Origin of the sequence: Algoriphagus sanaruensis, assembly GCF_001593605.1 — a bacterium.
Lineage (GTDB): Bacteria > Bacteroidota > Bacteroidia > Cytophagales > Cyclobacteriaceae > Algoriphagus > Algoriphagus sanaruensis.
In genome coordinates, this window is sequence record NZ_CP012836.1 from 2,205,610 (window position 1) to 2,218,070 (window position 12,461).

A 12,461-nucleotide genomic window follows, 5' to 3' on the forward strand; every position below is an offset into this window, starting at 1 on the left:
TTGAATTTGATTAGAAATGAATCCTGGAGCTTTTAGTCAATCATTGTCCTTCACAATGATCAATTATTTTTCCGTCCAGACTGAGGTATTCACCCATGCAATCTGCAGTCATGCAGGAATGCACCGGTAGGATTCCGATCAGGTCTCCGACTTTCACGGAGGCTAACAATTCATCTGAAGCTTTCACGACGCCGTGCTCCTGTGAAATACTTTTGAGATAGGAATAATGGCTTGGAATGGTCCATCCTGACTCGGAGAGAATCACGACTTCTCCGAAATTTTTACTACCGTCAGGTTGAATCAAGACATCTTTTGCCAAATGAACCCCACCTCCATGAACCAGAAGTTCCTTTCGATCCAAGTTGATATCTACTACGGGCACGGCAAGGCATACTGCGATGTCATTCTTGGTGCAGCTTCCCAATTCGGCTTGCATTAAATCGTAAAAAACGAAGTTGCCCGGTCCTAGCTCATCTACATCGCCAAACTCCTCCATTACTGCACAGCCAGGAGTATCTCCGAGTCGGGTCTTCAAATCCGGATATTGAGCTCGATATTTTTCCTTCAGCAAATGCAAAGCATCCCGACTTTCCTCATGGACTTTGGCTTTATCCTGAATGTAATACGTATGACCTGGATGGAGGTAAAAACCCTTAAATTTTAGCTTATCGCTACTTTTTGCAATTTCCAAAAGACGATCAATCAACTGGAAATCATGAATAGAAACACCTGTTCGCCCATAGCCTGCATCGATTTCAATAAAAAATCCAACTGTTTCGGTAAGGTTGGTTGCTAAGAAATTGAGCGTGTCTGTATTGACGATTTGGACCGAAAGAGACTGGCTTTGAGCCAACCGATTTAGCCGATTTGTTTCACGAATATTGAATGGAAATGCAATGTGAATATTTTCCCAACCTTGCCCACAAAGGTATTCGGCGAGTTTGATGGAAGAAGCTGTCACCTCAGTGATTCCATAATCCTTCGCCCAGTTTCCAATTTCATGAGATTGTGCCGTTTTCCAATGAGGAACCAGTTTTTTGCCATGCCTTTTTGCTTTGTCGGACATTGCCTGAATATTGGCTCGGGTGATGGCTTCGTTGATGAGTAAAGTAGGTGAAAAGACTTGATCTAGGTAGGACATACGAATTGGAAATTTACGAATACAAGTTAGCCGACTAAATCCATTCTGCCCAATTCAAATACATAAAGTGCCTTTTCCATTTAATCTTCAAATCAATTGATTATCGCAGCATAAGATTATTTCTAAGTAGGACTGTATCTTGATGTTTTGGTTAGACCCTCAAAAGACTACTGACTTTTATCATGTTTTTCTGTGACTAAGCCATCGTATATTCTGCCTCATAATCTTCAATTTTTGGGAGAATAATATCGGGATGAATCTGATTCGCTACATAGACAATGAGTTTTTCAAAGAAGTCGGAGAGATTTCAAGGTTTACTGCGCGTTTTTTTCGGGAAGTAAGTAAGCCAAAGCAAGAATGGGAGGAGTTTATCAATCAATGTTTTTGGATAGGATACAAGACTCTTTCCTTGGTTGCGGTCACCGGATTTATCATGGGATTGGTTTTGACTATTCAATCCCGACCCACTTTAGTTGAATTTGGGGCGGCTTCCTTGCTTCCTGCGATGGTGTCTATTTCGCTGGTTCGGGAAATTACCCCTGTAGTTACTTCATTGATTTGTGCGGGTAAAATTGGCTCTGGAATAGGTGCTGAATTGGGCTCTATGCGGGTTACCGAGCAAATAGACGCCATGGAAGTATCAGGTACTAATCCTTTCAAATACTTGGTAGTTACCCGAGTTTTGGCATCAACCATAATGGTTCCTGTTCTTTCAGTTCTGGCGATTGCCATATCCTTGTTTGGAGGATATTTAGGGGTAAATATTCGGGGAGAGGTGAGCTGGACTTTGTTTTGGTACCAAGCCTTTGATGCACTTTCCTATGGCGATTTGATTCCGTCCCTTGTCAAAACCTTCTTTTTTGGGTTTGCTATCGGAATCGTGGGAAGCTACAAGGGATATTATTCTCAAAAAGGAACCGAAGGAGTGGGACGATCTGCCACTACTGCAGTGATCGTAGCCTCGCTGGTGGTGTTTATTCTGGACTTAATTGCAGTTCAAGTGACTGATTTGTTGGGTTTAACTTGATCAAATGCCATGGAAACTGAGCCAATAATCCAAGTAGAAGCCGTCAGTAAATCTTTTGGAAAAAATCATGTTCTGAAAGGCTTTTCCCTTTCGCTCCAAGCGGGTGAAAATCTTGCGATTTTGGGGAAATCAGGCTCAGGAAAATCGGTTTTGATTAAGTGTATTATTCGATTAATCAGTCCTGAAACAGGTAAAATCATGGTCTTGGGAAAAGACATCAGTCAACTCGATCAGGATGAAATGGATCTCCTTCGAGCTGAGGTTGGCTTTTTATTTCAAAGCAATGCACTCTATGATTCGATGACTGTCAGGCAAAACCTTGAGTTTCCGCTACGGAGACATTGGTCCAAAGAACGGAGAGATTCAGAAGCCGAACAATTGGTTCGGGAGGCCTTGGAAGATGTTGGATTGGGACATACTATCGATATGATGCCATCTGAACTTTCGGGTGGGATGCGCAAACGGATTGCATTAGCGCGTACTTTAATCCTTAAGCCAAAAGTGATTCTGTATGATGAGCCCACCACCGGACTTGATCCCATCACTAGTCGTGAAATATCCGAATTGATGAACAGGATTCAAGAGAAATACAAAACAGCAGCAATAATTATCTCTCACGATCTAAGCTGTATCCGAATGACTGCCAACCGGATTATCATGTTGATTGAGGGTAGAAATTATGCCGAAGGTACTTATGAACAATTAACCAAGCTTCAGGACCCAAAAGTCAGGGAGTTTTTCGAAGGACTATGAGTGAGGACAAGCGAATTTCAAATGCCAAGCTAGGCGCATTGGTTTTGGCCGGATTGCTATTTCTGGTGTTTTCATTGTATATGATTGGGAAAAACCAAAATATTTTTGGTTCATCGATCATAGTGATTGCAGAAGTAGAAGAGGTTAATGGGCTTTTACCTGGGAATAATGTCCGATTTAAAGGAATGGATGTGGGAACTGTGAGTGGCATCGACATGATCACCGATTCGACCATTCATGTGAAGATGCTAATTCATAAATCCATGGTCCCCTTCATTTTAAAAAACGCCAAAACCACTATTAACTCGGATGGCTTGATGGGTAATAAGATCATTCAAATTCATCCTATGGATGGATCAAGCGCTCCGATTGAGGTTGGGGATATCTTGTATCCCTTGGAACAATTGGATACTGATCGGCTTATGGAACAATTGGGTTCATCAGGGGATGCTTTGGAACTTACGCTTCAAAATCTAGCTGAAATCACCGGAAAGTTCAATCAAAGTGAGGCATTATGGTCACTATTGGCCGATCCGGCCTTATCTCAGGAAATTAAATCTACTTTGGGGGAATTTAAAAAGGCGGGAAATCAGGCAGCCCAACTCGCCCGAGAGGGGAAAGAAATGATTGCGGAATTCCGTGGGGGAGAAGGAATTATGAATACCCTTTTTCTGGATACACTAGAATCCCAAAAACTGGAAAATTCTTTGACTCAGCTGCAAAACGCGGCCACCGAGGCTAGCAATTTATTGAATCAACTGAATCAAGTCGTTGCTGATATCGAAAGTGAAAAGGGAACCGCAGGCATGTTGATTTCGGATTCTGTTGTCAAATCCCAAATTGAGCGTACCCTAGAAAATGTCGAAAAAAGTACCGCCAATTTTAATGAGAACATGGAGGCCTTGAAGTCCAATTTTCTGTTTCGAAGGTATTTTAAAAAGAAAGAAAAGGAAGCAGGGGATCATAACTAAGCCTATTTAATAAAGTCCAAGGTAAAAATCGGGAAACTTCTAGCATTGGAAATAGGAGGTGCGCAGTAAGAAATCGAAAGCCATGTTAATTTCCTGTAGGTAATACGGATAAGCCCGTCAATTCTGTTAATTTTGTCAGCCAAAATTTAGCCCCAATACGGGGAATGAAACAAAAAACTGCATCTCCTTACCTTGCATGGAAGCCAAAAAAATCCGAAGTACATTTATTGAGTTTTTTCAATCCAAAAACCATCAGTACGTTCCTTCTTCACCTATAGTGGTCAAAAATGACCCTACCCTGATGTTTACCAACGCGGGGATGAATCAATTTAAGGATGCCTTTCTCGGCAATGAAATTGCCAAATATCCACGAGTAGCTAATTCTCAAAAGTGCCTTCGCGTAAGTGGGAAGCACAATGATTTGGAAGAGGTGGGGGTTGACACCTATCACCACACCATGTTTGAAATGCTAGGTAACTGGTCCTTTGGGGATTATTTCAAAAAGGAAGCGATCGAGTGGGCTTGGGAGCTTTTAACTGAAGTTTACAAGTTACCAAAGGATCGTCTTTATGTTTCTGTATTTCAAGGGGATAAGGGTGATAATCTCGAAAAGGATCAAGAAGCTTATGACCTTTGGAAGTCCATTGTTCCTGAAGAGCGAATCATCATGGGTTCTAAGAAAGATAACTTCTGGGAAATGGGTGATACGGGACCTTGTGGACCATGTTCAGAGATTCACGTCGATCTCAGAACCGATGAAGAACGAGCAGGAATTCCAGGTCGAGATTTGGTGAATAATGATCATCCGCAAGTAATCGAGATTTGGAATCTCGTATTCATGCAATTCAACCGATTAGCAGATGGTAGTTTGAAAGAACTTCCTGCCAAGCATGTAGATACTGGGATGGGCTTTGAGCGGTTGGTGAGAGCCATCCAGATGAAGTCATCCAATTACGACACGGATTTATTTACGCCATTCATTCAGGCTTTGGAGAAAAAATCCGGTAAGACCTACGGAATTAATGAGCAAGATGATATCGCATTCCGAGTCATTGTCGATCATATTCGGGCCATTTCATTTACTATCGCAGATGGACAGATCCCTTCTAATAATAAGGCAGGCTATGTAATTCGAAGAATTCTTCGAAGAGCCGTTCGATATGGCTATACATTTTTAGGCTTTCATCAGCCATTTCTTCATGAGCTTACTCCTTTGATTGCGGAGTATTTTGGAGATATTTTCCCTGAAGTTCGGGCACAGCAGGAGTTTATCGCAAAAGTGATTCAGGAGGAAGAAGCCTCTTTCTTGAGAACTTTGGACAATGGATTAAAAATGCTTGAATCCATTAAGGCTGAGCTAAAAGAAAAAAATCAGACTGTAATTCCTGGCAAAACTGCCTTTGAATTGTACGATACCTATGGGTTTCCGCTGGATTTGACATCATTGATTGCCCGTGAAAATGGTCTTTCCGTGGATGAAAAAGGCTTTGGTGAGGAAATGGAAAAGCAAAAAACCAGGTCTAGAGCAGCCTCCGAGCAGGAAACCGGCGATTGGGTAATGGTTCATGAAGATTCAGGGGTTGAATTTGTTGGCTATGACTTCACGGAGACCTTTTCCCACATTATCAAATACCGAACAATTTCAGATAAGAAGGGTGACCGATACCAAATTGTACTGGATAAAACGCCCTTCTATGCGGAAAGTGGTGGTCAGGTAGGCGATACGGGATGGTTGATTTCTGATTCTGAAAAGATTCGAGTTTTGGATACCAAAAAAGAAAATGACCTCATTGTTCATTTTGTGGAAAAGGTTCCTTCAAATCCAAAGGCTCGGTTTTCATCAGAAGTAGATCGAACCAAGCGTCAGCTGACTATGAATAACCATACTGCAACGCACTTGCTTCAATCTGCCCTAAGAGAAGTATTGGGAGATCATATCCAGCAACGCGGTTCCTTGGTCAATGAGAATTTGCTAAGATTCGACTTTTCTCATTTTGGTAAAATGACCGAAGAGGAAATTTCCAAAGTGGAAGATATCGTAAACGGGAAAATCAGAGAGAATATTCAGCTCTTTGAGCAGCGAAATGTGCCAATCGAGGAAGCTAAAAAAATGGGAGCAACAGCTCTTTTTGGCGAAAAATATGGAGACTTTGTGCGCGTGATCACGTTTGATAAAGATTTTTCAGTAGAGCTTTGTGGAGGTACCCATGTGCCATCTACTTCTCAGATTGGATTATTCAAGATCACCTCCGAAGGATCAATTTCTGCTGGCGTTAGGAGAGTGGAAGCTATCACTTCAAAGACTGCGGAAGAATACTTACGAGGTCAAGAAGCCTTGGTGAAGGAATTGGCGGATCTATTGAAAAATCCAAAGGATTTGAAAAAGGCAGTAGAATCCCTGCTTCAAGAACGCAATGAGCTTAAAAAAGAAATTGAGGCAATGCATCTAGAAAAAGCAGCTGGCGTAAAAACTTCATTGATGAGCCAGTTTGTTTCTAAAGGAGACATGAGTGTGCTTATTGCTAAAGTCGCTTTGCCGAATGCTGATTCTTTGAAGAAGTTGGCCTATGAATTGAAAAATGAAGTCGCCCAAGCCCTAATTATTCTTGCAGCCCAAATTGAGGATAAACCACAAATTGCAGTCATTCTTGATGAGGAATTGATATCTGCAAAAGGACTCAACGCAGGACAAATTGTAAGGGATTTGGCTAAAGAAATCCAAGGTGGAGGAGGAGGTCAACCTTTCTTTGCAACAGCAGGAGGAAAAGATCTTTCTGGTTTGGATAAGGTGGTCGATAAGGCCCGAGAAATGTTTTTGTAATCGCTGAAAAATTGTCTAATGCTAAGCGAAGAAGTAAAAGATAAGTATCAGTTGGTGGTTGGGCTTGAAGTTCATGCCCAACTTCAAACTGAGAGTAAAATGTTTGCCGCAGATTCTACCCAGTTTGGAAACTTGCCCAATCGGCAGGTTTCTGTCATTACCTTAGGTCATCCGGGAACCCTTCCCAAAGTGAATAAAAAGGCGGTGGAATTTGCGATCAAAATGGGCTTAGCATGTCAATCAAGTATCACTCGATTTACCACTTTTGATCGAAAAAACTATTTCTATCCAGATCTTCCAAAAGGTTACCAAATCACGCAGGATAAGGCTCCAATTTGTGTCGGAGGAATAGTTCCGATCATCTTATCCGATGGTTCGGAAAAAGAAATCCGTCTTAATCGCATCCATATGGAGGAAGACGCTGGAAAGTCAATCCACTTGGCAGGCGAAACTGAAACCTTGGTAGATTTTAACCGGGCTGGAACACCTCTTATCGAGATTGTTTCTGAGCCGGATATCCGTACTTCTGAAGAAGCCACCGCATTTCTAGCAGAAATCAAAAAACTGGTGAAATACTTGGAGATTTGTGATGGAAATATGGAGGAAGGCTCATTACGCTGTGATGCCAATGTTTCCATCATGCTCAAAGGTTCTTCGGAATATGGGAAAAAGGTGGAGGTGAAAAACATGAACTCCTTCCGAAATGTAGCCCGAGCTATTGAACATGAGTTTGAGCGACAAGTTGAACTTCTTGAGCAAGGCTTGCCGATCATTTCAGAGACAAGAACGTTTGATGCAAATACAGGATTGACGGCAGGAATGCGGACTAAGGAAGATTTGAATGATTATAGGTACTTCCCTGAGCCTGATCTTAGTCCGATTGTCATCTCTGAAGAATGGCTGAACTCGGCACAATCTCAGATGCCATCTTTACCCAAGGAGCTCTTTCATAAGTTTGTCGATGTCTACGGTCTACCGGCCTATGATGCGGCTTTTTTGACAGAGGAGCGAGATATGGCGGAATGGTTTGAAGCACTTTGCACCAAAACAACAAATTATAAAGCTGCTTCCAACTGGATGATGGGGCCTATCAAATCTTCCTTGAATGATTTGGCTTTAACTATGAGTTCGTTCCCGATTCATCCTGAGAAAATTGCGGATTTGATTGCTATCATTGATGAGGGAAAAGTATCTTTCACAAGTGCTTCCCAGCGGATTTATCCCGAGCTGATTCAAAATCCAACTGAAAGTCCGGCAGATATTGCGCATCGGTTGAATTTGATCCAAGAAAGTGATGAAGATTCTCTGAAGCCAATTGTGGCCCAGGTTCTAGCAGAAAATGCTGGAAAAGTCGCTGAGTTCCGATCCGGTAAAAAAGGATTGATGGGGATGTTTATGGGGGAAGTCATGAAAAAATCCAAGGGTAAGGCTGATCCAAAGGTTGCAACTCAGATTTTAACGGAATTATTGAAAAGTTGACCCGATGGTAAAGTGAATTGCGGCTTTCATTCTTTGATCCGTAAAAACACACCAAAAAGAGTCGGGATAAAATAATTGAACAAATAAACGAATGAAAACACGCATGTTGGGAGTTTTAGTGATGTCCATGATGGCCCTATTTTCCTGCGGGGGAAATGGGACAAAAGAGGAAGGCAAGGTTCAGATTTCTGGAAAAATCGGAAATGCTCCGGAAGGAGTGGTGGTGCTTTCTCAATTTACTGACAGTCGTCCAAAGGTCTTAGATACCTTGGAGGTGTCAGCTAACGGAGAATTTTCCTATTCATTGGAAGTGACCACGCCGACTTTTTACGAATTAAATCTGTATGGTCAGCGAGTAGTTCGCTTGGCTTTGTTGGATGAGGATGTGGCTGTTTCTTACAATTTCAATGAGCCTTCCAGCTTGGTCATCGAAGGATCAAGGGATTCTCAGGAAATGCTAAAACTTGAGACATTGATGGAAGAATACCAAGTTTCGGTAAACCAGCTCAATGAGAAGTACTATGAAGCCATGAGCAAAAATGATTCGGAAACCATCAAGGCAATCCAACTTGAAGCCATGCAGTTGGAATCTCAGCAAGCTGATCGAGTTAAAGAAACCATTAGCAGCATGGGAGATTCCTTTGCGAGTTTGGCTGCAGTGGGCTTGCTCAATCCAAAAAGCGACTTTCCATTTATCGATGATCTGATCTCTAGATTAAATGATAAATATCCAGGTACGATCAGCATTATGCAGATGAAGCAGCAATTGGATGAGATGCGTTCCCTGTCTGTGGGTCAAGTAGCTCCTGATTTTGAATTACCTACTCCAAATGGTGATCTAGTAAAACTATCTGACTTAAGAGGTAAATATGTGCTGATTGACTTCTGGGCGGCTTGGTGTAAGCCTTGTAGAGCCGAGAACCCGAATGTCGTTCGTCTTTATAATCAATACAAGGACAAGGGATTTGAAGTGTTTGGCGTTTCCTTGGATCGCAGCAAAGAAGATTGGGTAAAAGCTATTGCTGATGATGGATTGACTTGGACTCAGGTTTCTGATTTGAAGTATTTTAATTCATTAGCTGCCGAGCTTTATAAAATTGATGCAATTCCAGCAACTTACATGTTGGATCCAGATGGAAAAATCATCGCAAAAGACCTTAGAGGTCCAAGCCTTGAAAATAAATTGGCTGAGTTATTTGATTAATCTTCTCACCAGTGAAAACTTAGAAAAACCGCTAAATCGAAAGTTTAGCGGTTTTTTTTGTTCTCTTTAATTCAAGATTCTTCGGGTTGCAGAGAAGCATTGGGTAGGCTTTTAGAAAAAGCCAATATCCGTATTCCGATTCTTTTGAATGCACCAATCCATTTCTAAATAATATGATTATCCGCAATTGCACCACAATCTAAAATTCCTTTGGTTTGGCGGTAGGAAGTCCGAAGACCGAAGACCGAAGTTGACTAAAACTGAACTTCAAGCGGGATTTTATTTATAGTGTGAGGCCTACTGGTAAGAAAGCGGATATACATATTAAAAAATAAGCCGTCAATTAGAATTGACGGCTTGAAATGAATGATTAGAAAACTTGTTGTTTGATACTTCGCTCTGATTTTAATCAAGTAAGAAAGGAAATTTCCTATTTATAAAGCGATAAAATGAGAGGACTTTTCAAATCCTTAGTCCATGTTGTTTCCATGGAAAATGGCGTTCAAAAACAATTTGTTTGTGCCAAACCAAGTTCCTCTGAAATTTGGACTATCGAAGAAATGTACCACTCTACCTTGACCAGCAGAGGAAATAACAACGCCGGCGCTTTGCTTTAATTTCTCCAGATTAGTTTTGGAAATGTAACCACCCAAGTGAGGATTCGCAGTGTATTTGATCGGAGTCAGGTATTTGTCAGAAGATGGCTTTATGAAAATATCTGTATTTCGATACACAGGGAGAGTTTTTCGGTGGTAACCATAGGCGATAGGATGAGTTAAATCCAGTTCGGCCAAATAAATACTTCCACCTACTTCCTTGGCTCCTTCAAAGTCATTTCGGGTATTGAATGGCAGAGATGAGGGTTCCTTTTCCCCTTCAAGCTTCACCGCTTCCTCGTTAGTGATACCAATTCGGTTGAGCCAAAGTGAGGCATTTTTCATAGAAATTATGGTGCCACCACGATTGACCCAATCCTTCAAATGGTTGATCTGACCTTCAGAAAGCGAACTGTAATTCCCAGATGGTAAAATCAAGGTATTGTAAGCATGAAGATTGACACGGCCAAATTGCTCCATGTTCACTTTGGTAATTGGCATGCCTAAATGCTGATCCAGTAAATTCCAAATCTCACCTGCTTCATACGAATTGACACCTGTTCCAACAAGCATAATCACTTCGGGATGCTGTACAGCAGAAACTAGGTTCGAACCTAAATCGATACCACTTAGGTTTAGACCTGTTTGTACAGCATATACTTTTTGAGAATTTGCTGCCGCCAGTTGCTTGATTTTAGAAGTGACTTCATCAGTGCCCATTTTTTGAAATCCCATTGGGATCATCAAGGTGCCTGCAGAGAAATCCACTTTTCCATCTTGGGTTTGAGAGGAAAATGGACGGTGAACTGATTCGACGTGAATTCCTGCTTTTTGCAATTCAAAAAGCATTTTAGGTGCATAATAATCAGACCAGTCAATCAAATATGCATAGGCTTTGCCTTCTGGAAATGTATGAGAGTTAGCTTTTACTTCTGAAACCAAATTTCCTGCTTTTGCGGTAGGCGCTGCTACGAATGGCATCCCGTAAGCTGCGGCCATGGTCCAAGCTGAGGCATCATAAAAAACTGAATCCGCAAATTCCTTTTCAAATTCAAACATGGTGCGAACCATGCGGTATTGAGGCTGGCTCGTTGGTACCACCCAAGATTTTCCTTTTTTAAAGGATTGACCTCCGAGATTTAGATCAGCTGTATTTTCATAGACTTTGATTTTATGATCCAATAAAAACTGGACAAAAAGCCTATTTCTACTTTCGTCAAATTCATCTCCGAAGACATAGTTTTTAGCGGGGTCTTTAGCTCCTTCCGCAACAGCAGATTGAAAGAATTCGCGTAAATAATCATGCATGTACTCCCGATTGTCGATAGAGGCTTCCATTGTAGCTAGGGAATTGACCACATGATTTCGGATAGTGAAGGCAAAAGTGATATCTCCGCGTTGGCTGCTTTGAATATGACCGCGAGAACTTGCCGTCTCAAATACCAAACCTAGTCCTCCATGAATATCAGGATAGGTAGATCCGTAGCCTGGATAGCTATTATCAAAGACCTCCTTGGTCCAGTATAGGCTGCCGATTTGATCCATGTATTTGGCAAAATACTTCGCAAAACGTGGGTTGATATCGTCATAGTTTTTGCGAGGAACTACTGGGTTTTCTGAACCATATGGCTTGGTAGGTTCAAAGAAGTAGGTGCTATTGGTTCCCATTTCGTGGAAATCGGTAGTCACATTGGGATACCACTGATGGTACCAAGCAACTTTAACTTGTGATTCAGGATGCGCAAGCGGAAGCCAATCTCGGTTCAAATCAAACCAATAATGGTTTGTTCTTCCTCCAGGCCAAGCTTCATTGTGTTCGCGATCCAAAGGATCAGCCACCGCTGGGAATCCTTTATTGGAGTTTGCCCAAAGGCTGTGACGGTCTCGTCCATCAGGATTTAAAGTTGGATCAATATGGATTACTGCGTTCGCTCTGATATTTTTAGCCAAATCCGATTGTGCAGCCATGATCCAATAAGCAGTAAGCATTGCCGCCTCGGCAGAGGAAGGTTCGTTTCCATGTACACCATAACCAAGGTGAATGATAGAAGGCATGGAGGCAACATCTGGCATGGCTTGGGAAGGATCAGCAAGCTGAAGCTGTTTTTGGCGGATTTGCTCCAGATTCGCCATGTTGGCAGAAGAAGCAATCGTCAAAATGACTTTAGGACGATGCTCGTGGGTATAACCGATGGTTTGGAGTTTGGCTGTTTCGCTGAGTTGATCGAGTTTTTCAAAGTATTTCACGATCAAGTCATACCGGGTATGCCAATCCCCAATTGGGTATCCTAGAAACTGAGAAGGGGAAGGGATAGCTGGATCAAATTTTTCTCCTGGGAAGAAGTATTCTTCCTGTGCAAAGGCTTGTAGGGAAAGAAATAAGCCTAAAATCAAACCAAGTAAATGTCTTTGCATGCTGTTAATTTTTTCTTGAAAAGTAGAAAAGTAATTGGGCAAATCCAGCAAAAA

The 12,461-nt window shown here is 41.8% G+C and carries 8 protein-coding genes; 6 read left to right on the top strand and 2 right to left on the bottom strand.

Annotation, left to right across the window (positions count from 1 at the left end; all coding sequences use genetic code 11):
* Positions 1 to 40: 40 nt before the first annotated feature.
* Positions 41 to 1,141, bottom strand: a complete 1,101-nt coding sequence (locus AO498_RS09670; RefSeq protein WP_067546635.1) for an alanine racemase — start codon at positions 1,139 to 1,141, stop codon at positions 41 to 43.
* 253 nt (positions 1,142 to 1,394) lie between these two features.
* Between AO498_RS09670 and AO498_RS09675 the strand changes: the two genes are divergently transcribed.
* The 6 genes from AO498_RS09675 (at position 1,395) to AO498_RS09700 (ending at position 9,396) form a co-directional block, all read left to right on the top strand.
* Positions 1,395 to 2,168: an MlaE family ABC transporter permease gene (locus AO498_RS09675; RefSeq protein WP_067546638.1), complete on the top strand. Its 774-nt coding sequence runs from the start codon at positions 1,395 to 1,397 to the stop codon at positions 2,166 to 2,168.
* Between the two features lie 9 nt (positions 2,169 to 2,177).
* Entirely contained in the window at positions 2,178 to 2,921 is a 744-nt protein-coding gene (locus AO498_RS09680) for an ABC transporter ATP-binding protein (RefSeq protein ID WP_067546641.1), read from the top strand.
* On the top strand, positions 2,918 to 3,892 hold the full coding sequence (locus tag AO498_RS09685) for an MlaD family protein (RefSeq protein ID WP_067546644.1): 975 nt from the start codon (positions 2,918 to 2,920) through the stop codon (positions 3,890 to 3,892). Before AO498_RS09680 ends, AO498_RS09685 begins: the two co-directional genes overlap by 4 nt.
* 196 nt (positions 3,893 to 4,088) lie before the next feature.
* The gene (gene alaS / locus AO498_RS09690) at positions 4,089 to 6,713 is read left to right on the top strand and encodes an alanine--tRNA ligase (RefSeq protein ID WP_067546647.1); all 2,625 of its coding nucleotides are present in this window, start codon (positions 4,089 to 4,091) and stop codon (positions 6,711 to 6,713) included.
* Positions 6,714 to 6,731: 18 nt separating this feature from the next.
* Complete coding sequence (gatB, locus tag AO498_RS09695; protein WP_067546650.1) at positions 6,732 to 8,192, top strand: Asp-tRNA(Asn)/Glu-tRNA(Gln) amidotransferase subunit GatB; 1,461 nt, start codon at positions 6,732 to 6,734, stop codon at positions 8,190 to 8,192.
* Positions 8,193 to 8,283: 91 nt separating this feature from the next.
* Entirely contained in the window at positions 8,284 to 9,396 is a 1,113-nt protein-coding gene (locus tag AO498_RS09700; protein WP_067546653.1) for a TlpA disulfide reductase family protein, read from the top strand.
* Positions 9,397 to 9,866: 470 nt separating this feature from the next.
* On the opposite strand, the gene AO498_RS09705 is transcribed toward AO498_RS09700, so the two are convergent.
* Positions 9,867 to 12,407 (bottom strand): M14 family metallopeptidase, encoded by a 2,541-nt coding sequence (locus AO498_RS09705; protein WP_067550399.1) that lies wholly within the window; start codon positions 12,405 to 12,407, stop codon positions 9,867 to 9,869.
* Positions 12,408 to 12,461 lie beyond the last annotated feature (54 nt).